Below are 22,599 nucleotides of genomic sequence, written 5' to 3'. Positions count from 1 at the left end.
GGCTTGCCGACAATTGTCGTCAGAAGGGCGGGATGTGATATGTCGCTGAAACTGGGATCGCTGGAAGCCGAGCTACTGAAATGGGTCGCCGACCGTGAAGAGGGCGCGAGCGTGCGCGAAGCCTTCGACAGTTTCAACCTCAGCCACGGCATGGCCCGTACGACCGTGCTGACCATGTTGGATCGTCTGCATGAAAAGGGCGCCCTCAGCAAAACGAAAACGGACGGCGAGGTCTTTCGTTACCGCGCGCTCGAATCCAGCCGCGAGATTTTGCGCCGCCAGGTCGTGAACTTCGTTCGTGATCGTTTGAAGGGGAGCTGGGCGCCGCTGGTCGCGACCTTCGCCGACGAAGAGAATCTGACGGATCAGGAAAAAGAAGTGCTGCAGGGGATCTTGCAACGTTTGGACGGCACCGGAGGCGAGGCGTGACTCTGTGGGTGAGCCTTCTGCTTTTTGGGCTGCCGCTCGCCTACGCGGTTCGCGTCGAGGCGCGCACGAATGCCCATCGCGCGCGTCTTTGGGGACGGGCGGGGGCGGCGCTTCTGCTCGCGCTTTTCGCCGTGGGCGTGGTGCTTCAGTGGGCGCCCTTTGATTGCGCGGCGATTCCGGGCTGGTCGAGTCAGCCGTGGGTCGCGAAGGCGCAGGGTCTGCTTGGATTTTTACTGGTGGCGCGTTTCGTTTCGCAGTCGTTTCGTCTGCGCGGTCCTTTGACCGAAACCGTAGAGGCCCCGGTCGCGTATCCGGTGTCTTTGAAAACCGAGTTGCGCTCACCGGCCGCGTGGACGGGCTGGGGGACGGCGCGGATCTTTTTCCCGCGTTCACTGTGGCGCGAGCTTCCGCCCGCGGCGCGAGATTTGGTCCTATTTCATGAAGAGGCGCATCTGCGCGGTCACGATCTGTGGTGGCGCTGGGCGCTGACTGCGGGTTTATGGCTGAGCCTCGGAAATCCGGCGTTCTGGCTTTTGCGTCGGGAGCTCGCCCGCGTGGATGAGTTCAACGCCGACGATGCGGCACTGGCGCAAACGCGTGCTCCGCGCTCGGAGCTGGTCCGTTTGTTCTTACGAATCAATGAAGACGTTCCCGCCCATGTCGCGGGCTTTCCGGGCGAGCTGCGTGCGCGGGCCGAGCGGTTGCTCGCTCCGGTATCGCGTGCGCGTCGTCCGGGCTTGGCCTTGGTGTTCGTCATCTGGGGCTTCGCCGCCGTGACGGCCTCGGCCTACGAGGCGCAAATCGTGCGCGCCGAATTTGGGGCGACGGGCCTGGTCCTTCGCCGGACCGAAATTCATTTTGGTATTTTGAATCCGCTACTGCAGAGCGATTCTTTGATGAACACCCAACCCCAATGTCGGAGGAATCCATGACTTTCAAACTCCTCGGACTCGGTCTCGTCCCTTTGCTGGTGACGGGCTGCCTGAGCTCCGAAAAACAAATCCAAGACGCGCTCGAGCGGAATCCCGATCTCATTTTCAAAGTGATCGAGAATAACCCCGAGAAATTCGTGACGACCGTCAACTCGGCCGTGCGTAAGGCGCAAGAGGCGCAGACCGCGAACCGTGATCGCAATCTCGATAAACGCATTCAAGAAGATCTGCACAAGCCGAAGCGGCCTTTGCTCCAAGCCGAGCGTACGCTCGTGGGCGTGCCGGGTGCCGAGATCGTCGTGGTCGAATGGGGCGATTTCCAGTGTCCCGCCTGCGCGGTGGGGTATCAGAACTTCAAGTCCTTCAAAGAGCGCTACAAGGACGAGATGCAGTTCATCTTCAAGCACATGCCGCTGGATTTCCATCCCATGGCGAAAGACGCCGCGCTGGCGTTCGAGCTGATCCGGATGGACTCGCGCGAAAAGGCGATGAAGTTTTACGAGGAGTGTTTCGCCGAGCCGGGCGCGATGAACTCCGAAAAAGATCTGGAAGCGATCGTGAAGAAGGTCGGTTACGACTGGAAGACGCTGAAGAAATCGAAGCGCGTTCCCGAGGCGCAAAAGATCATCCAAGCGGACATCGAAGAGTTCACGAAGTTCGGTTTCAACGGCACGCCCTCGTTCATCATGAACGGCGTGGCGCTTCCGGGCGCGCAGCCCCCGACGATGTTCGACAAGATCCGCGACCTGACGACGGCGGTGAAGTAACGTGAAGTTCACGGTCGCGGTCGGTTTGCTCTTGATGGCGGTCGGTGGAGGATTGTGGTGGCACTTCCACATTCCCGCCGACGAAGTGGGCGCGACCGTGATCTTGCTTCCGGAAAGTTTCAGCGGCGCGCGCTTCACGTTGGAAGGGCCGCACGCCGACCCCTCTCTCGAGGGACTGCGCCGCGAAGTTCCGTTCGACGAGATGGGCGTGCAGGTCGGCTCCTGGAAGGCGCTGCGCGCGGACTCTGACGGCGGTCTTAAATACGTCGTCAAACTCGGTAAACGGAAGGTCGCCGAGTATCAACCCGGCATGACGACGAATCTGCCCGAGAGTTTAAAAGTGGTTTTCGTGCGGATGGAGAACTCGACGGATCACTGAACGCCTTCGGTCGGCGTGAGTCCGGCCTTGTCGACTTTTTCGCGCCAGTCGTTCGCGGTTTTCTCCGAGGCGGGGATGTAGTTGACGGTCGCGATGTTTTTGACGAGCGCGTCTTCTTCGACCCAGGTTTCCCCATTCTGGCAACGTTTACGGTATTCGGGATGGTAGTCGCTACGGCAGCCGGGGCCGTAAGAGTCGCGCACGAGGTAGTTGCATTTGCCGTTGATCATCTTGCGGCCGATGATGCCCACCGCGTGGTAGCGGTGGCCGGGCCGATCCATCATGAAGGCCGAGCGGAACCCGATGCCGGCCATGCGGCCTTGATTCAAAGCCTTGTCCATTTCCTGCCGGAGTTTGCGGTTCTCGCTGACGCTGTCGTTCCTGGCGTACTCGCTCGCGCGCGTGTCGCTACCGAAGGACAGGACCTGCATGTCCATCTCGGCCGCGCGACAGCGGGATTGGATCAACTCTTCGGATAAGCGTTGGTTCATCTGCGAGCGATTTTCCGCCGAACGGCTGCGCTGACTGGCCTCTTGCAGGCGGACGAGCTCGGGATTTCGGGTCCCGCCTTGCGAAGACAGTTCGGACTCCCGACAGAGACGACCGCGGGCGATGGCCGAGCGGGCGGCCTCGGCGATATTGCCCCCTTGTTTCTGGTGATCGAGCAGGTTTTGGCGTTTGCGCAGCTGATGTGAACCCGTGACGTGAAGTGCAGAGACGTCGTCGCGCAAGACGCCGTCCGCAGTCAGGCCGACCAATCCCGATTTCTCTTGGCGGAGCGCTTGCGAGACCATGTCCGCGGCGGTGAAGGCGTAACACCAGTACAGGTCGTCTTGATTACGAACCGGCCCCAAGGTGGAGCGCAAGTTCACCGGTGCGCAGCGACCCGCGACTTGTTCGGGTGTTTCCGGCGGGGTGACGGTGACTTTCGTTTTGACGCTGTTGGTGAGTTTGCCGGCACCGGCCCACGCCGAGAGACTTGCGACGATCAAGAGGAGTGCGAGCCCGAAGCGCATCAGTGCGCCTCGCTGGAGGCGCTTTCAGTTTTCATTTTCCCCATGGTGAGGGGATCGTGGGGTTCTTTGAAGTCGGGTTTGAGCTGGCCGCGGTGGCAGAGGTAACAGTCCGCTTTGGGGTTGGCTCCGCGACCGTTCATGCCCGCATCGATCAAGACCTGCACGAGCTTCATGTGTTCGCGGGAGACCTTGAATTCCTTTTTCTTGTCCGAGGCGAAGTTCGCGTTGTCGTGGCAAGTCAGGCAGTTCACGCCCAGTTGACGTGAGATCACGATCATCTGCGCGCGGACCTCTTCGTCGCGGAGTTTCGCGTCGCGGGCGCCCGCCAGTTGGGCGGATTGGCCGTGACCGATGGGGCCGCTCAGCATCAGAACGAGCAAAACACAGGCACTGAAGGTCAGCACTAGTGCGCGGGGAAGGCCGTTTCGAGGAAGGGTCGGTCTGTTCATAGGCTTTCCTCCATTTAACTCTCGGGGTCGAAACGCCACAAGGCCTGTTTTCATTGACGAAATTGGGGGGTGGGAAGCTAGATTCAAGACCCAAATCCCCAAGGAGGACCTGCATGGCCGAAGGCACGGTTTCAAGCCCCGAAATCCGTCGACTTCCTGATCTGAACACACTCGTTTCCCTGTCCAAACGCCGGGGGTTCGTCTTTCAGAGCTCAGAGATCTACGGAGGTCTAGGTTCGTGCTGGGACTATGGTCCGCTCGGTTCGCTGATGAAGCTGAACGTGAAGCGCGCATGGTGGAACGCCATGACCCGCCGGAAAGACATCGTCGGACTGGACGCGTCCATCCTGATGCACCCCACGGTCTGGAAGGCGTCGGGACACGTCGACGGTTTCTCGGATCCTTTGGTCGACTGCAAAGACTGTAAAACCCGCTTCCGTTCGGACAACACCGAGTCTTACCTCAAAGACAAGAAGTGCCCGAACTGCGGCTCGAAAAATCTGTCCGAGCCCCGTCAATTCAACCTAATGTTCAAGACCCATATGGGTCCCGTCGAGGACACCGGTTCGGTCGTTTACCTGCGTCCCGAAACCGCGCAAGGTCACTTCGTGAATTTCCTGAACTGCCAGCAGAGCTCGCGGAATAAAATTCCGTTCGGGATCGCGGCCATCGGTAAGTCCTTCCGTAACGAGATCACTCCCGGAAACTTCATTTTCCGCACCCGTGAATTCGAACAGATGGAGATGCAATTCTTCGTCAAACCCGGAACGGATGAGCAGTGGTTCGAGACCTGGAAAGAACTCCGTATGGGTTTCTACAAAAAGTACGGCTTCAAACTCGAGAACCTGCGTTTCGAAGCTCACGGAAAAGACGAACTCGCGCACTACGCGAAAGCGGCGTTCGACGTGCAGTACCTCTTCCCCATGGGCTGGTCGGAGCTGGAAGGGATTCACAATCGTTCGGACTTCGATCTGACTCAGCACACGAAATTCTCGGGCAAAACGCTCGAGTACTTCGACGAAGCTTCGAAGGAAAAATTCATCCCCTACGTCATCGAGACCGCGGTCGGTTGCGATCGTCTGTTCCTGGCGTTCCTCGTGGATGCGTACCGTGAAGAAGTGACCCGCGACGAAAAGGGCGAAGACGTCCGCATCGTTCTGGGGCTGCACCCCGAAATCGCGCCCTTGAAAGTGGCGGTCCTGCCGCTCTCGAAAAAAGAAGAGCTCACGTCGGTGGCGGATAAGCTCTACGCGCAGCTCGCGGAAGAGTTCGATTCGACCTATGACGAGAGCGGCTCCATCGGTAAACGCTACCGTCGTCAGGACGAGGTCGGAACGCCCTACTGCGCGACCGTCGACTTCGATACCTTGAACGACCAGTGCGTGACGGTCCGTCACCGCGATACGATGAAGCAAGACCGTGTGCCGATCGAGAAGCTGAACGAATACGTTCGCAACGGCATCAAGAATTTCTAGAAACGAACGGCCCCGCCCGCAAAACTCGGCGGGGCTTTTTACTTTTTGAAAGGTCCGCAGATGGAAAAAACCGCGACCCCCATGAAAGCTCCTGAAAAATTCGTTTATTTCTTTTCGGCCGGTGAAAGCGAAGGCAACGCCGGAATGAAGAACCTCCTTGGCGGAAAAGGCGCGAACCTGGCCGAGATGACCGCGCTGGGAATCCCGGTGCCTCCGGGTTTCACGATTTCGACCGAGATCTGCACGCACTTCTACGGCGCGGGTGGAGAGCTTCCCGAGTGGGTTCGTCCCGCCGTGAAGACCGCCATGGCGCGGGTGGAATCGAAGATCGGCAAGAAGTTCGGCGACGCCGCGGATCCTTTGCTGGTCTCCGTACGCTCGGGCGCGCGCGCTTCGATGCCCGGGATGATGGACACCATCTTGAACTTGGGCTTGAACGATCAAACGGTGGAAGGTCTGGCGAAGATCTCGGGGAATCCGCGCTTCGCGTGGGATTCGTACCGCCGCTTCCTGCAGATGTACTCGGACGTGGTGATGAATATGAATTCGTCGCTGCTCGAAGTGACGCTCGAAGATCTGAAAGCCGAAAAGGGCGTGCACGAAGACAATGACCTTTCGGTGGACGACCTGAAAGCGCTCGTCGGTAAATTCAAAACCCTGATCAAGTCGACGACGGGTCAGATTTTCCCGACCGATCCTTGGGATCAGCTCTGGGGCGCGGTCAGCGCGGTTTTCCATTCGTGGATGACTCCCCGGGCGATCACCTACCGTGAGCTGCACGATATCCCCGCGTCGTGGGGAACGGCCGTCAACATCCAGTCCATGGTCTTCGGAAACATGGGCGAGGATTCCGCGACGGGCGTCGCGTTCACACGCAATCCCTCGACGGGCGAAAAACGTTTCTTCGGCGAGTTCCTGGTGAACGCGCAAGGGGAAGACGTCGTCGCGGGCATCCGCACGCCGAATCCCATCCAAGAGATGGAAAAGATCATGCCGGTGGCCTACAAGCAGCTGGTTGATATTTATATGAAGCTGGAATCGCATTACCGCGACATCCAGGACATCGAGTTCACCATCGAGCGCGGTCGTCTGTGGATGCTGCAAACCCGGAATGGGAAGCGCACGGCGAAAGCGGCGCTGCAGATCGCATGTGACATGATCGACGAAAAGCTCATCACTCCCGATGAAGCGGTCTTGCGGATTGATCCCGCCTCGCTGGATCAACTGCTGCACCCCACGCTGGATCCCAAAGCGCAGAAGACGCAGCTGGCGAAAGGTCTTCCGGCGTCGCCGGGCGGCGTTTTCGGTCAGATCGTTTTCTCGTCGGAAGAGGCGGTCGAGTGGAAAGAGAAGGGCTTGAAAGTCATCCTCGTCCGCATTGAAACCAGCCCGGAAGACATCGCGGGGATGGTCGCGGCGCAAGGGATTCTGACCACGCGCGGGGGTATGACCTCGCACGCGGCGGTCGTCGCGCGCGGGATGGGTAAATGTTGCGTCGCCGGTTGCGGCGAGATCGAAGTCGACTATCAGGCGAAGACTTTGAAAACCCGCGGCTACGTGCTGAAGCAAGGGGACGTCATCACTTTGGATGGCGGCACGGGTGAAGTTTTCCTCGGCGAAGTGAAAACGATCCAGCCCGAACTTTCGGGCGCGTTCTCGCGCATCATGGAGATCGCGGATAAAAAACGCACCTTGAAGGTCCGCACCAACGCCGACACGCCGAAGGACGCGCAGACCGCGCGCGATTTCGGCGCGGAAGGCATCGGTCTTTGCCGGACCGAGCACATGTTCTTCGGTGCGGACCGCATCGATGCCGTTCGCGAGATGATCATCGCCGACAACCGCCAGGACCGCGAAAAGGCGCTGGCGAAGCTGCTCCCGATGCAACGCGCGGATTTCGCGGATCTGTTCAAGATCATGAAGGGTTATCCCGTGACGATTCGTCTGCTGGATCCGCCGCTGCACGAGTTCGTCCCCCACGGCGACAAAGAAACGGCCGAGTTCGCTGCGCGCGTGAAGATGGATGTTTCGACCGTGCGGGCGAAGATCGGGCAACTCCATGAGTTCAATCCCATGCTGGGTCACCGGGGCTGCCGTCTGGCCGTCACTTATCCCGAGATCTACCGCATGCAGGCCCGCGCGATCGCGGAAGCGGTGTGCGAGGTCTTGGGCTCAGGGACCGACATGGTTCCCGAGATCATGATTCCGTTGATCGCGACCGATCGCGAGCTGGAAGTTTTGCGCAAACTCGTCGTCGACGAAGTCGAAGCGGTGAAGGCGGAACGTAAGTCGAAGTGGGATTATATGGTCGGCACCATGATCGAACTTCCCCGCGCGGCGCTCACCGCCGAGAAAATCGCGGACCACGCCGATTTCTTCTCGTTCGGCACGAACGACCTCACGCAAACAACGCTGGGCTTATCGCGTGACGACTCGGGCCGCTTCCTGGGCTCCTACGTCTCGCAAGGCATATTCCCGAAGGACCCCTTCGTCAGCATCGACCAAGGCGGCGTGGGTCTCTTGGTGAAGGCGGGCGTCGAAGGCGGCCGCAAAGCGAAGCCCGGTTTGAAAACGGGCGTCTGCGGCGAACACGGCGGCGATCCCGAATCCGTCGAGTTCTTCCACAAAGTCGGCCTCGACTACGTGAGCTGCTCTCCGTACCGCGTCCCGATCGCACGCCTGGCCGCCGCCCGCGCGGCGATCCAGAACCAGAGGTAGCATCTACTTTCCGGAAAGTACCTGCTACTTTCTGGAAGGTAGCAGGTACCGCGCGCGGTACCACGTACCGCATGCGGTACGTGGTACCCGAAAGGCGGCTTCGGCCGCCTTTTTGTTTTCGAGGGGGAGCGAGTGGAGTTGATTCCGGTCCGTGGTGGACATTTGGGTGTTGAAATTGTCGGGCGGGGTCCGACGGTCATTTTTCTACACGGTGGCCCCGGCGACACTCATCATTATATGAAGCGAATGGCCGAGCCGCTGTTCGGAGAATTTCGCTGCGTTCTCTTTGATCAGCGCGGAACGGGGGCGTCGTCGGACATCGGTCGGAATCCGGCCGAGTTCACGATGGATCGGCTTTTTGACGACCTGATCCGAGTGGCGGATCACGCCTGCGGGGCGACCGGCGAGAAGCCCGCGCTCGTGGGCCATTCCTGGGGCGCGATGTACGCGCTTTACGCTGGCCTCGAATTTCCGGAAAAATTCTCGCGCGCGGCGCTTCTGAATATGGGCCCGCTCGACGCCGAGATGGAGCGCGCCACCTCGGAGCATCTGACGTCGGTGCTGACCGACGCCGAAAAAGGGGAGTGGGCGGACTATCAGTCCCAAAGAAATGCGGCCCGCGACCGCGGCGACATCGACGCCGTGAATCTTTTCGACGAGAAGCTCATGCGCCTGCGCGTGAAAGCCTGGGTCTACAATCCCGCGCTTCGCGAGGAGTTTCTGAAAGACTATTTCCAAGACCCGCCGCCCGACCGCGAGGTGAACCGCTGGATCTGGGAGGCGCAGCAAGGCTGGTTCTCGTGGGAGAAAAAATCATCCACACCGATGTGGATCGCGGTGGGTGCGAATGATTCTGTGCCGGTCGCGCAGGCCGAGCGTCTCGCGGCTGCGATGCCGGCGTCCGAGCTACGGATTTTCACGGAGTGCGGGCATATTCCGTGGCTGGAGCAGAGGCGAGAGTTTGACCGTGAGTTGAGGGCGTTTCTCGGAGGTTGATTCGCGGCCCCTGTTTTTGAAGCGGACGTCTGAACCTTCGAAGTCACTTCCGATTCGGAAGTGACGAAGTCGATTTTCGAATCGCCACGCACCCCAACACTGGATATCCAGTGCTCCCCCAAGCCCCGCGCCCACCTCGTCCGCACTCATGACGCGGCCCCTCTCGTCGGCCCCTCGCGACTGCCGAGAAACATCGCGATTCGCCTCTCGTCCGCGGGAGATAGGGCTCCACGTCAAATCCACTATTGACAGTCCCAGAAACTCCAAGACAGAGTTGAAAACCAGAGTGTCCAAGGATGTCCGAAGCGCGTATGCCACGCCGCATTTTTTGCGGGAACGGCTGCAATCCGGATCTACATCAAGCACTCTGAATCGTTAGTGATAAAGCGCACCGGGCTCCGAATGATTTCGGCCGCCGGTGTGAGGGGCTCGGGCGACACGGACGGCGCACGAGGATCAGACTCCAAGGATGGATCAGTACTGCCAGTGAACCCGTGCGCCAACGCGCGCATCGGAACTCCGGCCTTGGGGAATGAACCTTGAGAATTAAAAAGATCGAGCTCATCGGTTTCAAATCGTTCAAAGACCGCACGGTCATCCACTTCGACGCCGGCATCACCGGGATCGTCGGACCGAACGGCTGCGGTAAATCCAATATCGTCGACGCCCTCGTTTGGGTGATGGGTGAGATGTCCGCGAAAGACCTGCGCGGCTCGACCATGACCGACGTCATCTTCGCCGGAGCGGAAGGCTATGCGCCCTCGGGCCTCGCGGAAGTTTCGCTGACTCTCGAAAACGACGGCGGACCTTTCCCCGCGAAGTATCTGCGTTTCACCGAGATCATGGTGACCCGCCGTCTGCACCGCAGCGGCGAATCGGAATACTTCATCAATAAAGAACCCTCGCGCCTGAAAGACGTCCAAGAGATCTTCATGGATACGGGAGCGGGCTCGAAAGGTTTCTCGATCATCCAGCAGGGCATGATCGGCAAAATCATCACCGCGAAACCCGAAGACCGCCGCATGCTCATCGAAGAGGCCGCGGGGATCACCAAGTTCAAAGCGCGCAAAAAAGAATCCCAGCGTAAGATCCAGTCGACCGATCAGAACTTGGTCCGTCTGCAGGACATCATCGGGGAACTCAAGCGCCAGCTCGATTCGCTGCAAAGACAAGCTCAGCGCGCCGAGCGCTACCGCAATCTGAAAAACCAGATCGAAGGCTTGGACCTTTACGTTTCGTCGGTGCAGTTTCGCGATCTGAAAACGGGCGCGGACGAAGCGCAGAACATCTTCCAAGAGCTGCAAGCGCTCGAAGCCGAGGGCGGAGCCGAAGTCAGCCGCCTGCAATCGGAACTGGAAACCCTGAAGCTCTCGCTCGTCGAGCAAGAGAAGAAGGTCAACGAGCTGCAAGCGACCCAATTCGAAAAGCAATCCGCAGTTCAAAAGCAGGAATTGGAAATCCAATCCCTGAAGTTCGAGATCGAGCAAGCCCGCCGCAACGAGCAGATGGCCGGAAGCCTTCTGCAAGAGCAGCAGGCCCGTCACGAACTCTACGTCCGCGACCTCGGTCAGTTCGAAGCGCAGGCCGAAGAGCTGCGTGCGGACGCCGAAAACTTACTGACCGAATTCACCGCGAAGAATGAAGCCTTCCAAGAGGCCCAGTCCCGCATCGCCACGGTCGATGAAGAGCTTACGATCAAACGTCGCGAGCTGTTCGCGATTGGCCAGAGCGTGTCGGCCATCGACGCGAAACTCCAGTCGCTGCACACCCAGCTCGCCGACCAAGAGTCGCGCGCGGGTGACGAACGCTTGGTTCTGGAAGAGCTGCGCGCGAAGAAGATCGAGTTCGAAGAGCGTCGTGGTCGCATCACCGGCGACTACGATAAAGAGCGCCAGCTGCAGATGGATCTGGCCTCGGATGTCGAGTCGTTTGAAGCGAACAAAAAGATCCTGCAGGCTTCGATCAACGAAAAACGCGATCAAGTCGACGAATACAAAGACCGCCTGAACGAAGTGACCGGGAAATTGTACGGTCTGGAAAACCTCGCGCAAAGCTTCGAAGGTTTCGAAGAGGGCGTGAAGAACGTCATGCTTTGGCAAAAAGCGAAGCAGGCGGAAGTCACGGCCGACGGTTCGGTCAACTTCCTGCCCGTTTCGGAAGTCGTCGAAGTTCCCGGCGAATTTGAGATGGCGATGGAAGCCGCGCTCGGCACACGTCTGCAAATGCTGATGTCGCCGACGAGCGCGCCCGCGCTCGAAGCCGTCGATTATCTGAAAACCCAGCAGTCGGGACGTTCGAGCTTCTTCTTGTCGGACGAAACCCATGCGACGGCGCCCCACTCGGAAGCGCCCACCGGAGAAGGCGTCCGCGCCCTTCTGCGCGACGTCGTGCAGGCGTCGGAGGAATACCGTCCGGCCGTCAGTTATTTGCTGGACGGCGTGGCGGTGGTGGATTCGATCCGCACCGCGCTCAATATGCGTCCCAACTATCCGGGATGGACCTTCGTCACCATGGACGGCGATACGCTGACCAAAGAGGGCGTTCTGACCGGCGGTTCGTCGGAAGGCGCGGACTCGGGCGTTCTGCGCCGTCGTCGCGAGATCAAAGAACTCTCCGAGCAGAAACAAGAGTGGTCGGGGAAACTCGCGCTCGCGCAGCAGGCGCTGAAAAAAGTCGAGGCGCAACTCGAGGGCGTCGTGAACGACTTCGAAGGCGCGCAAAAACGTAAAGTCGAGCAAGAGGTCAAAGTTGCGGGTCTACGTAAAGACCTGGAGCGCGCCGAGACCGAACTGCAAAACGCCGAGCACGCGGTGAACCGTCAAGATCGCCAGGTCCTGAATACGACCGAGCAGCTGACGAACACGCAGAACAAGATCAACGAGATCGACGCTCAGCTGACCGAAACGCGTCTGAAAAAAGAAGCGCTCGAAAGCGAGACCGAGTCCCTGCAGGAAGAGCTGACCTCGACGCGTTTGGGCTTCGATGGGCTGCAGAACGAAGTCACCGATTTGAAAGTCAAATCGGCCAGCCGTCAGCAGGAGTACCAAGGCGTCGAACGCCAAGTGGCGACCCTGAAGCGTCAGATCGAAGATCTGGAAACGCAGCTGAGCCGCATGTCCGACGAAACCGAAAAGAACGCGACGGTTGCGACTGAGTCGACCTTCCTGCTTGAAGAGAAGAAGATCGAATTCGAACGCGCGGTCAGCGCCCTCGAAGAACTCCGGACCGAAGTGGCCCAGCGCCGCGACGCCTACGAGCAAGAATACGCCCGCGTCCGCGAAGTCGAAGAGGCCTCTTCTTCGTCGATCCGCGCGCGCAACGAACGTCAGACCCGCATGAACGAAGCGCAGATGAAATTCGAACAGGCGAAGCTCAAAGAGCAGTACCTGATCGACCAAATCCGCGAACGTTATATGCTGAATCTACCCGATATGTACGAGCAGCGCCTCGAGACGCCGGTGGAAACTGAAAATGCCGAAGCGGAACTCAAAGAGATGCGCGAAAAACTCGGCAAGATCGGCGAAGTGAACCTGTCCGCGATCGAAGAGTATGAGGAAAACTCGAAACGTTACGAGTTCCTCGTGAAGCAGCAAGCGGACCTCACCGAGTCGAAAGAGCAGCTCCGCCGCGTGATCGACCGGATCAACCGCATCTGCTCGAAGCGTTTCAAAGAGACCTTCGACCTCGTGAACGAACGTTTCACCAAAGTGTTCCCCGTCCTTTTCGGCGGTGGGGAAGCGCACCTGACCCTCGTGGAAGACCTGGAAAAGGGCGACCAAGGGATCGAGATCGTCGCGCGTCCTCCCGGCAAGAAGATGCAGAACATCTCGCTGCTTTCGGGTGGCGAGAAGGCGCTGACCGCGGTCTCGCTGGTCTTCGCGATCTTCCTCGTCAAGCCGTCGCCCTACTGTCTGTTGGATGAGGTCGATGCGCCGCTTGACGACGCGAACGTCTTCCGTTTCAACGACCTGGTCCGCGAGATGTCCAAACGCTCGCAGATCATCGTGGTCACGCACAACAAACACACCATGGAAGTGGCGAAGAAACTCTACGGCGTGACGATGCAAGAACGCGGCGTCTCGACGATGGTTTCCGTCAACCTGCAGGATCTGTAGAAAAGTAGCCGCTGCCTTCTTGAAACGCGCTGCGTTTCAAGAAGGCAGCGGCTAGGCGCCCCCGGCTACCTCCGCGAGGCGGGGAGCCGGCCCGCCTTGATCAAGCCCTCGATGTGTTTCACGGGGTCGCCTTCGGTGAGGGGGAGCGGGAATTCCGGCGTATAACCCGTGACATCGGGTTTGCGGCCGTCTTTGTAGAGAGTGTAGCTCGTCGGCAGCGAGATGCTCAGGTGGCTCTTCGGCAGAACGAGGGTCCACGTCGAGCCGAACTGCACGGCGCCCATGGTGCGCTCGCCCCAGGTCGTCGCGAAGGGGTGTTCTTCCAAACTCTCGAGCAACATCTCGCAGGCCGAGGCGCAGCCCTTGTCCACGATGACGATAATGGGTTTGGTGAAACCCTTTTCGTAAAGCCCTTCGTGCCCCACCACTTTGTCATTCACTTCGATGCGGGTTTCCGGAATGTCGATGGAGTCGACGGCCCATCTTTCCTTCAGCACGTCCTCGCCCGCGGCCCCTCCGGAAAACCAACCAAAGAGGCGATCCATCCCGCGGCCCACGAAACCGCGCCCCGTTTGTCTTTCGATGTAGCGACCGTAGGGCGTTCCGCCCGAAATCGCCGAGTTCTTGATGAGCGCGTGCACGTAAGGCCCGCCCAGGCTTCCGACCTCTTGCACGGGCTGCGGAAAATTCTGAATGATCGAGCCTGCGCGGTAGGGCTTTCCCCACAGTCGCGCCGCGATCTGCAGCGGCACGAAGCCGAAGCCCCCGATGTTGCCGCGCAGATCGAAGATCAAAGCCCCGGCGTGGGGCAGGCTTTCCTCCACCATCTGCACGATGCGCTCGGCCTCTTCGAATTCGGGAGGGTTGAACATCGGCATACGGAAGACGTGCACGGGACCCAGGCGCGAGTCGTGAATCTCGCGGCTCGCGTAGTCGCGCCCCACGGCGGGGGCGCGGGCTTCGTTCGCCGCGCGCTGTTTGTACCAGGATTCGAACTGGAGGTGACCGTCGTCGAGCATGGCGATTTCAAATTGCAGCAAATAGTAGAACTGCTCGGCCGTGATGTCGTCGAAGGTCGCGGCCTGGAAGCCGCGCATTTTGCGCACGTAAGCTTCAAACAAGACGGGGTCGACCTTCCGTCCCGCGTAGACCTCTTGCATCCCGCGCAGCAAGAACTCGATGTCCGCGCGCTGCTCCGCCGCCGTGAGCACGTGACGGCGCACGCCGAGATCCATGTTCACGGCCTCGAAAGATCCCGGATCATCGAGATCGGGACTCCGCGCGCCGAAATAAATGCCGGACAGGAGGGCCAAAACCCCCACCGTCCAAAGCCGCTTCGCCATGATGTCTTTTCGGAGGTCCAGCGTCCCCGGTTAAATGCGCCTGAGAACGTCGCGCTTTGAGACGGTGCCCGCGCACTATTGAATCGTACCCGTCGTATCCGAATTTTGCCGAAGTAGATCGACCTTTTTCTGGATGCGTTCGATCCACGGCAGGTAGGGGATGACGTTCATGTAGATCGAGCGCTGTTTGCAGGCGTCGTAGCCATGCGCGTACGGATCGGCGCCTTCAAGATCCAAGACTCCCGAAGCGACGCCCATCACGACGGCCGAAACGCCGTCGACCGTGGTGCGCTCGAGCAGGGCCGGGCCACCCGAGTCGCCGAAGCAGACGCCGCGTTCCCCGGTCTCTTGCAGAACGGTGAAGGTCGTCGCTTTCGCAGAGTAGTTTTCGGCGGAAAGATCCACGCGCCGGAGCACGCCGGAACCCCCGGTGTCGCTCGCACCCAAATCGAGTCCATCCAGGCGACCGTAGCCGAGCGCCACGAAACCCAAGTTCTGTGCGTGCAGAAGGGTTTGACGGCTCGACTGGATCACCGCCGTGGCCGCGCGCGAGTCATTCTTCAGTTGTAGATCTTGACCCTGGGCCGACTCGGGAAGTTCCGCCGTGCGGGCCCCGTCGGGAAGTCCGCGGATTTCGATCAACGCCAGGTCATGGCGTTTGCCGGTCTCGGCGGAGGAACCGTCCGCGACGATCTCGTGATAAACGTGAACGTCCGCGATCGGCACGTCCACGAACGCCGTGCCCGCGAAGGGCGCTGCGCCGAAAAGCACGCGCATCTGACTCTTGTTCGTCGTCACGCAGTGGCTGGCGGTTAACAGCAGGCGGGCCGAGATGAAAGTTCCCGTGCAGACGAAGCTCTGGCCCATGTCATCGTCGAGGGTGATCATCGCCACGGTCAGGCTGCTGCCGGACTGGACCTGGACCTCGTCGCCGCCGAAGATCCTTTGCGATTCCTTCACAACGATATGCCCACTCCGCTCCCCCGCCGGGGTGCAGGCCGCGAAAAGCGCGATCACGAGAAGGGCATAGGGAAAACGATAGATCCATTTCATCCGGGGGGCAATTTACCATGTCCGCCGGGCCCCCGAAACTGTCATGTTCCTGACAGTCTTCACTCGAGGAACCGGACTCGTTCAGCCCTCCGTCGGAGCCGATAAAATGGCTTTGGATCCTGACGGTTTCTCCATCTAGAATTTGGAGGTCACCCAGGATCTCAACGGAAGGAAATGAAGGATGAAGCTGACAAGAATTGTCACCGGTGCACTTTTCGTTTCGCTCGCGGCAGGCTCGGCCCTGGCGGCGAAAGGAAAAGACAAACGTAAACCGCAGGCGATCGAAGCGCCCCCGCAATACGTGATTCTCGCGTTCGACGGATCGCTCTCGAATGAGTTCTGGAAAGAGTCGCAAGACTTCGCCGACACGGTCACCACCGAAGGCATCGACGGCAAGAAAACGACCGTCAAGTTCACCTACTTCGTAAATCCTCCGTACTACCTGGATCCCGCGAAGAAATCCGCTTACCAGACTCCCGGCCTGAACAAGCCCGTGAGCTGCATCGGCTGGTCGAAAAGCCGCGACACCGTCGTGCCCCGTATCGATCTGACCAACCGCGCGTACAAACGCGGTCACGAGATCGGTTCGCACGCGAACTCGCACTGTGATCAGACGGGCGTCGACAAGTCGAACCCCATGTACGGTCGCCGTTGGGGCTTGAAAGAGTGGATGTCGGAGTTCAAACAATTCAACGACATCTTCTTCAACCTGTTCCGCGTGAACGGTCTGTCGCCTTCGGCGGCGAACCCCAAGGGTTTCGATTTCGATAAGTCGGACATCATCGGCTTCCGCGCGCCGCTGCTCGCGCATACTCCCGAAATGTGGCCCGCGCTGAAAGCGAACGGCTTCAAGTACGACACCTCGAAGTCGAGCGAGCCCACCTACTGGCCGCAGCGTCACCCCACGGGAATCTGGAACATGCCTTTGGGAACCATCAAGATCGCCGGCACCAACCGCACGACCTACTCGATGGACTACAACTTCATGTGCCGTCAGACCGCTTGCGCGTCGATCTCGGAAAAGCTGAGCGATGCGGAGTATCTGCGCCTGAAGAACCAGATGCTCGACTCGTATAAGTACTACTTCAAAATCAACTACTTCGGCGGTCGTGGTCCGATCCACATCGGTCACCACTTCTCGAAGTGGAACCGTGGCGCGTACTGGGTGGCGATGAAGGAATTCGCGCAGTTCGTGTGTAATAAGCCCGGCGTTCGCTGCGTGACTTACCGTGAGTACGTTTCGTGGCTCGAAAACCTGGAGCGCAACGAGTCTTCGACACTGGCGGCTTACCGCTCGGGTCAGTTCAATCGTCTGCGTGACGACGGCACGATCAAAAACATCGCGACTCCCGTGCTGGCGGACGTCCGCCTGGAAGAGACGATGGACGGTCTGCAAGTCATGACCGAGCTCGCGGTTGAAGATCGTATGCCCGCCCTCGGCTGGCGCAAACGTCTGAGCGTGAACTTCCAGCCCATCGAGGCGAACGAAGCGACGATGACGAAAGAAGCCTTCGTGAAACAGGTCGGCCAAGGCAACTCGGCCCTGGTTCGCGCGTCGCTCGTCACCCGTGACGGCGTCGAAGTGAACGCGAGCACCTTCAAGTACGAAAACGTCGGGACTCCCGAAGAGACCGTCACCGGGCCCCTCGAAGACCGCGCCATGCAGGGTGAGACGATCGAAGCTCACACCATGGAAGAATAAGCGCGAATTCGAATTGTCGAATCTTGACGAACCGGAGGGCGAACCCCTCCGGTTTTTTTATTCCTCCGGTTCGGGGCGGAATTCGCCGCAGCTCGAAGTCAGCTCGTCGGAAGCTTTGAAATCTCCCAGATCGTAGATGTCCGCACCGCTCACGTATTTGCAGATCTCTTCGAGGGATTCGCGATTCCCCGCGAGCGCCTCTTCATGCAGACGGACAAGTTCGGCGGAGTTCGGGGCGGGGAGTTTGGCGCCGCCCACGGGCGCGTCGTTGTCCCCTTCGACCGGGGCGGGAATGTCGTTCATGGTCGCGTCCCCCGAAAGATCGACCGGGGTTTCATCGCCGACTTCCCCTTCCACCGTCGCGGCGGGAAGTTCGTCCGCTCCTTCGCCCGGGGCGGGGCTCAGCGCCTTCGGCCACAGCGCCCAGATCAAGGCGGCGGCCACGACGGTCGCGGCCACGATAGCGAAGATCGATTTCTGTTTTTGCGTCATGCCGAACCCCCAAAGGAATTGGGCTTAGCGTGCGCGCAGAAAGCCCAAGTACCCACGCAGGATGAAGCGATTTTGACTCCGTGACAAGGACTGCCAGCGGCATTGCAGATGTTCGATGCGGTTGCGATCAAAGATGCGGCACTGAAGCGAGTGAGTTTCGCGTGAAGAGCGGAAGATGATCTGCGAAGTCCACTCGTCCGAGACGTGCGTTTGGCCCACCTGCTCGCCGAGATTGTTGCCGGCCGCGCCGAAGTTTCCGAGCACGCTGCGGTCGCGTTGCCACGTCATGCCGCCCGCGCGGGTGCCGTCGAAGTTGTTGAATACGCCGAGGGGGATGCGGGGATTTTGCGGATTCGTACGCATCTGAAACTCGGGTCCTTGGGTGCCGCGAACGTCGGCGTAAGTCACGAGCGACCAGCGGCCCTGCATGCGGCCCTCGCTCATGGGCACCATCGGGAAGACGCGTCCGCGAAAGGCGTCATCCGAGCAGGCGAAAGAGTGGGGATCGCGGCGCTGATCGCAATTTTGCGCGAAAGCGGTCGAAGACAGGCTCACGAAGGTCAGGGCGGCGAACCAGAACAAACGCATCGATCACTCCAGGGGCAGAGGTTGAGGGATGCCCGCTTTTAGGGCACGACGTCCGAAATTCCCAGGGGGAAATGAAGGCTTGGAGCTTTTTTCGGGTTTGACCCCGGGGGCGGGGGCCTCTATCTCCAAGACGATGAAACCCGAATGGGAAGAGCTTCACCGTCAAGCCGTGGCTCAAGGCCTGGATTTTTATCAGGATCCCGAAACGGGAAATTGGGTCGCGACGGAGCTAGCTTTGCGTAAGCAAGGACGCTGTTGCGGTTCGGGCTGCCGGCACTGCCCCTATCCCGAGAAGCCGGTACGGAAGGATCTGAAATGAACGAACTCTTAAATAATCCCAACTCGACGACCTTCTGGGGGCTGATCGGCCTGAGCGCCGCACTCCTTGTTCTGGGGCTCCTCGCCTACATTCGGATCAAAGCCAAAGGCAAAACTTCGCCGCCGCCGCCGAAAGCGCTGGCTCCCGCCGCCGCGCGCCCCGACTTCACCGAGCCTCGCACTCCCGAGCTTGTCCCCGTCGGAAAACCCGCCGAGCCCGAGCCCGTCGCGGCGACGCCCGCACCTCCGCCGGTCGAAGTCCCCGTCGAAACCGCGAAACCGTTGAGTGATGCGCTTTCGGGAACCAAGTCCCACTTCTGGGGCCGGGTGAAAGGCCTTTTCGGCGCGGGCGCACCGCTCGATCTGTCGGATCTGGAAGAGGTGCTGTACACGAGCGACCTCGGACCGCAAACGGTCGAGCGGCTTTTGGAAGAGATCACGCCCGCTTCGAAGCAGGGGCTCGAGAGCGTGAAGTCAAAGCTGCGCGAAGAGTTCACGAAGATCTTCGACGAAGCGCAGATTCCCGAACCCAAAGACAATCCGCTCGCGCATCTGAAGAGTGACGTGAAACCCGTCGTCTGGATGATCGTCGGCGTGAACGGCGCCGGTAAGACCACGAGCATCGGCAAGATCGCGGCGCAGCTCGCCTCGCAGGGCAAAAAAGTCCTCGTCGCCGCGGGCGACACCTTCCGTGCCGCCGCGGGTGCGCAGCTGAAGGTCTGGACCGATCGCGCGAGTGGTGCGTCGGTGGCGGGCGAAGGACTTGTCGAGATCTTCCATCCCGAGGGGATCACCGATCCCTCGGCCATCGCGTTCGACGCCGTGGCGAAGGCGAACGGGCGCGAGTTCGACGTGCTTTTGATCGACACCGCGGGCCGCCTGCATACCCAGGCGCACCTGATGGATGAGCTCAAAAAAGTGAAGCGCGTGATGACGAAGGTCATTCCCGAGGCGCCCCATGAAACGCTCATCGTGCTCGACGCGAACAACGGTCAGAACGCGCTTCATCAAGCGCGCGAGTTCAACCAGGCGTTGGGACTGACGGGCGTGATCTTGACCAAGATGGACGGCACCGCGAAGGGCGGCGTGGCCGTCGGACTTTCGAACGAGCTGAAGATCCCGATCCGTTTGATCGGCGTCGGCGAAAAGGTCCAGGACCTGCGCGCCTTCAGTTCCCGTGAATTCATCGACAGCATCCTCAACGACGCTTAAGCGAGTCTGTGGCTGACGCTTTTTTCCAGAACCGTGGCTTCGGGCCACCAGATCGAGGCGTGGCTTTGGGGCCACGCTCCGTGGGGGAGCCGCTATAGCGAAGCTCCGGGGTGTTACAGACTTGCCGCGGAAAGATCCTCTAGGCAAACGGGGGCGGGCGTGGGCTACAATGGAGTCACTCGAAAAGAGGTGAACCATGAACCTGATGAAATTGACCCTCGTTGTTCTGTCCCTGATCGCGACCCAAGCTTTCGCGCAATCCGCGAACATCAAAGACCTTCCGCTGGATGGCGAGGAAGGCTCTTCAACCACCATTACCATCGAAAAAAATAAACCCGGAACTCGTCCCGGCCAGGCGACTCAGCCCGTGCAAAACGAAGTTCTGGATTCCAGCGTTGAAATCGAAGGCGAAGCCGCGCCGCTGACCAAGGCCGCGAAAGCGAACTGGAAAAAGGCCTGCGACGACTGGAAAAAAGAAGTGAAAGAGCTGAACAAGGACAATCAGATCCTGAGCATGAACTGCGGCAGCTCGCGCTGCGCGCCCGAAGCGACCGCGATGACCGTCTGTAAATCGACGGCCACCTACAAGATCCGCCTCAAGCTGCAGTAGCGCTCAGCGGCTAGGCGCCCCCGGCTACTTTAGCGTCCTGGCGGGACGACGATCACCCCGGACCGGTAGCGTTCCGTGCGTGTCCAGCGCGGTCCGCCGCCGGTGGCGAGCGGATTGAAGTCGCTGTACTCCAGATTGTCGTAAGAGCTGATCTCACGCATCGAGTGCGCCTCGATGACCTGCCCCAAACGTCCCGGAAAAACGTGATAGCCCGCATGCGCGGTACCGACGAAGAAGTTGATCCGCTTGAAGGACTGCGGCACGGCTTCGTCGAAGTTCACGAGCGTCGTGCGGTCGTCGATCGGGATTTTGTAGTACGAGCCGTTCTTCATCACGTCGTTGTAGCGATAAGCGTGACCGCCCCACACCGGCATCCATTTTCCCGGCGCCGAGGGCGGATTCTTCTCGAGATCTTCCACGTCCCAGACGGCGTTCTTCGCGGGCAGCGGATTCCAATACAGGGTCCGCCAGCCCAAACCCCGCAGCATCTTCTGCAGATCGGTGCCGTAGAATTTGTTGTCGATCTTCAAGTGCGCGTAGATCTTGTCCCAGGTTGCGGATTGTCCCGCGGCCGCAAAACCCTTCTTCAGGCAGTCCATGGTCATGCCGACGCAGCTCGTGCTTTTCATTTGCGGCAGGATCTCGGCGACCTTCGCCTCGGACAAACCGTAACCGCGCAAAGCCGCCGCGCGACCCGCGGACGTTTCATAATCTTTGCGGCGATCGCCGTAGAATTTCGAAACGCCGTACTTGCGGAAGAAACTCACATGCTCCGCGTAGGTCGCGTCCAAACACTTCGCCGCCGTGTCGGTGATGAGTTCGATGCGCTCTTGGTGCACGCGCACTTCGTCCGCGGTGAAGCTGACTTGCGCGCGGGCTTGAGCGCTCAGGATCACGAGCGGGATCGCGAAAAGAATCCTCATTTTTTGTACTCCATATCGGCGGGAAGTCCGCGATCGGCGAAGCCGCCCACCGCGAGTCCGCGCGGATGGCGATACTCATACGTCAGCCCCGCGTCCACCAGGAAGTAACCGTTAAAGAGGTTCTGCGGAATGCCGTAGGTGTTCCCCGAACTTCCCGAGGAGCGATTGCCGCCGGAAAGACCGACCGCCGTGGGCACCATATCCACGGTGTAGTTGCCGGACTCCAGCACCTGCGAGGCTTTCACGCCACGGGCGCGAACCGCGTTCGCTTCGATGGTCGCGGCGTTGGTTTGCTTCACGCCTTCGGTCGTCAGGATCCAGGGGAAGTTCTTCGCCTGGGGACGGCCGCGGTAAGCGGCGAGCGTCTCGTCCAGATAGGTTTCGCGAGCGTAGATCCGCACGACGTCGGTGCCTTCGCCCAAAATGTGGCGCAGGTAAGCGACCGCGCGGTTTTCAAAGCGCGTGCAACCCGCCGAGCGGGGATTGGCGAACAGGTTCACCCAGAAGCTGCGGGTGTATTCGATGTAGCGATCGCCCTCGATCCCCCAGCCGTAGGTTCCGTGGATCCACTGCGAGTTCGCGTTGGGGCCGACCATCGCGGCATACCAACCGAAAGCGCCGCGGCCGTTCCCTTGTCCGTTCGGAAGCGCGTCGCGGCTCATCCACATGGTGGCGGACAGCTGATCGCGCGAGGACGGACGGGGAAGTTGCGGATACTGAGGGTGGTACCACGACGGATAGTGACGTTCGTTGTCCTCGTAGAACTTCACCCATTTGGTGAGCTTGTAGCGGCCAAGCCAAGTGATGAAGCGGCTGGGATTGTTCCAGTCGCCCTCTTGACGGCCGACGACCATCTCGGATTCAAAAATGAGCTTGTGGCGGCAAGGTGAGCTCTGGCAGCGTTCGTAGACCCGCGAGCGTTCGGTCGCGACGTTTTGCACGAGGATGTACTTCGACAGAGCCGCATTTGCATTGCTCTGCATAAATAGAGTCGCTAGAATCGTCAGCGTTGCCCAAGCGATGGGCGAATACCATTTCAGAGACATGAGAGAACCCCTCAATTTAGAGCCAGCTCCCACAAG

20 protein-coding genes are annotated in these 22,599 nt (G+C 59.9%); 12 read left to right on the top strand and 8 right to left on the bottom strand.

The window, feature by feature from the left end:
• The first annotated feature begins 39 nt into the window (after positions 1–39).
• From KF767_08535 to KF767_08520, 4 genes are read left to right on the top strand one after another with little or no spacing between them, the layout of a single operon-like run.
• Positions 40–429 carry a BlaI/MecI/CopY family transcriptional regulator gene (locus tag KF767_08535; GenBank protein MBX3017922.1) on the top strand — a complete coding sequence of 130 codons (390 nt, stop codon included), beginning with the start codon at positions 40–42 and terminating at the stop codon, positions 427–429.
• Complete coding sequence (locus KF767_08530) at positions 426–1,361, top strand: hypothetical protein (protein MBX3017921.1); 936 nt, start codon at positions 426–428, stop codon at positions 1,359–1,361. The genes KF767_08535 and KF767_08530 overlap by 4 nt, the downstream gene beginning before the upstream one ends.
• The gene (locus KF767_08525; protein ID MBX3017920.1) at positions 1,358–2,128 is read left to right on the top strand and encodes a thioredoxin domain-containing protein; all 771 of its coding nucleotides are present in this window, start codon (positions 1,358–1,360) and stop codon (positions 2,126–2,128) included. The genes KF767_08530 and KF767_08525 overlap by 4 nt, the downstream gene beginning before the upstream one ends.
• Position 2,129: 1 nt before the next feature.
• A complete protein-coding gene (locus KF767_08520) occupies positions 2,130–2,507 on the top strand; it encodes a hypothetical protein (protein ID MBX3017919.1) in 378 nt (125 codons plus the stop codon).
• Here KF767_08520 and KF767_08515 read toward each other — a convergent pair.
• On the bottom strand, positions 2,501–3,523 hold the full coding sequence (locus KF767_08515) for a hypothetical protein (protein ID MBX3017918.1): 1,023 nt from the start codon (positions 3,521–3,523) through the stop codon (positions 2,501–2,503). The two genes, KF767_08520 and KF767_08515, sit on opposite strands and share 7 nt — an antisense overlap.
• A complete protein-coding gene (locus tag KF767_08510; GenBank protein ID MBX3017917.1) occupies positions 3,523–3,972 on the bottom strand; it encodes a photosynthetic reaction center cytochrome c subunit in 450 nt (149 codons plus the stop codon). The genes KF767_08515 and KF767_08510 overlap by 1 nt, the downstream gene beginning before the upstream one ends.
• A gap of 113 nt (positions 3,973–4,085) precedes the next feature.
• Between KF767_08510 and KF767_08505 the strand changes: the two genes are divergently transcribed.
• The 4 genes from KF767_08505 (at position 4,086) to smc (ending at position 13,276) form a co-directional block, all read left to right on the top strand.
• Entirely contained in the window at positions 4,086–5,447 is a 1,362-nt protein-coding gene (locus tag KF767_08505; protein MBX3017916.1) for a glycine--tRNA ligase, read from the top strand.
• Between the two features lie 60 nt (positions 5,448–5,507).
• Positions 5,508–8,165, top strand: a complete 2,658-nt coding sequence (gene ppdK, locus KF767_08500; GenBank protein MBX3017915.1) for a pyruvate, phosphate dikinase — start codon at positions 5,508–5,510, stop codon at positions 8,163–8,165.
• A 132-nt stretch (positions 8,166–8,297) separates the two neighbouring features.
• A complete protein-coding gene (locus tag KF767_08495) occupies positions 8,298–9,161 on the top strand; it encodes an alpha/beta hydrolase (protein MBX3017914.1) in 864 nt (287 codons plus the stop codon).
• A 539-nt stretch (positions 9,162–9,700) separates the two neighbouring features.
• Complete coding sequence (smc, locus tag KF767_08490; protein ID MBX3017913.1) at positions 9,701–13,276, top strand: chromosome segregation protein SMC; 3,576 nt, start codon at positions 9,701–9,703, stop codon at positions 13,274–13,276.
• 65 nt (positions 13,277–13,341) lie between these two features.
• Here smc and KF767_08485 read toward each other — a convergent pair whose 3' ends face one another.
• A complete protein-coding gene (locus KF767_08485) occupies positions 13,342–14,619 on the bottom strand; it encodes a hypothetical protein (GenBank protein ID MBX3017912.1) in 1,278 nt (425 codons plus the stop codon).
• A gap of 75 nt (positions 14,620–14,694) precedes the next feature.
• Positions 14,695–15,672 (bottom strand): S1 family peptidase, encoded by a 978-nt coding sequence (locus KF767_08480; GenBank protein MBX3017911.1) that lies wholly within the window; start codon positions 15,670–15,672, stop codon positions 14,695–14,697.
• A 181-nt stretch (positions 15,673–15,853) separates the two neighbouring features.
• Here KF767_08480 and KF767_08475 point away from each other — a divergent pair, with 181 nt between their 5' ends.
• Entirely contained in the window at positions 15,854–17,374 is a 1,521-nt protein-coding gene (locus KF767_08475; protein ID MBX3017910.1) for a hypothetical protein, read from the top strand.
• 57 nt (positions 17,375–17,431) lie between these two features.
• Here KF767_08475 and KF767_08470 read toward each other — a convergent pair whose 3' ends face one another.
• The gene (locus tag KF767_08470; GenBank protein ID MBX3017909.1) at positions 17,432–17,866 is read right to left on the bottom strand and encodes a hypothetical protein; all 435 of its coding nucleotides are present in this window, start codon (positions 17,864–17,866) and stop codon (positions 17,432–17,434) included.
• Between the two features lie 24 nt (positions 17,867–17,890).
• Positions 17,891–18,454 (bottom strand): hypothetical protein, encoded by a 564-nt coding sequence (locus KF767_08465; GenBank protein ID MBX3017908.1) that lies wholly within the window; start codon positions 18,452–18,454, stop codon positions 17,891–17,893.
• A 133-nt stretch (positions 18,455–18,587) separates the two neighbouring features.
• Between KF767_08465 and KF767_08460 the strand changes: the two genes are divergently transcribed.
• The 3 genes from KF767_08460 to KF767_08450 all read left to right on the top strand — a co-directional run bounded on the left by KF767_08460 (position 18,588) and on the right by KF767_08450 (position 20,594).
• Positions 18,588–18,773 carry a hypothetical protein gene (locus tag KF767_08460; protein ID MBX3017907.1) on the top strand — a complete coding sequence of 62 codons (186 nt, stop codon included), beginning with the start codon at positions 18,588–18,590 and terminating at the stop codon, positions 18,771–18,773.
• On the top strand, positions 18,770–19,984 hold the full coding sequence (ftsY, locus tag KF767_08455) for a signal recognition particle-docking protein FtsY (GenBank protein ID MBX3017906.1): 1,215 nt from the start codon (positions 18,770–18,772) through the stop codon (positions 19,982–19,984). The genes KF767_08460 and ftsY overlap by 4 nt, the downstream gene beginning before the upstream one ends.
• A 202-nt stretch (positions 19,985–20,186) precedes the next feature.
• Positions 20,187–20,594, top strand: coding sequence for a hypothetical protein (locus KF767_08450; protein MBX3017905.1), 408 nt, complete (start codon positions 20,187–20,189; stop codon positions 20,592–20,594).
• 29 nt (positions 20,595–20,623) lie between these two features.
• On the opposite strand, the gene KF767_08445 is transcribed toward KF767_08450, so the two are convergent.
• Both KF767_08445 and KF767_08440 read right to left on the bottom strand, forming a co-directional pair.
• The gene (locus KF767_08445) at positions 20,624–21,517 is read right to left on the bottom strand and encodes a hypothetical protein (protein ID MBX3017904.1); all 894 of its coding nucleotides are present in this window, start codon (positions 21,515–21,517) and stop codon (positions 20,624–20,626) included.
• Entirely contained in the window at positions 21,514–22,563 is a 1,050-nt protein-coding gene (locus tag KF767_08440; protein ID MBX3017903.1) for a L,D-transpeptidase, read from the bottom strand. Before KF767_08440 ends, KF767_08445 begins: the two co-directional genes overlap by 4 nt.
• Positions 22,564–22,599: the final 36 nt, after the last annotated feature.

The organism is Pseudobdellovibrionaceae bacterium, from assembly GCA_019637875.1.
In the GTDB taxonomy this organism is placed as follows: Bacteria; Bdellovibrionota; Bdellovibrionia; order Bdellovibrionales; family Bdellovibrionaceae; genus JAHBUW01.
This window is presented reverse-complemented; position numbering and strand designations above follow the sequence as displayed.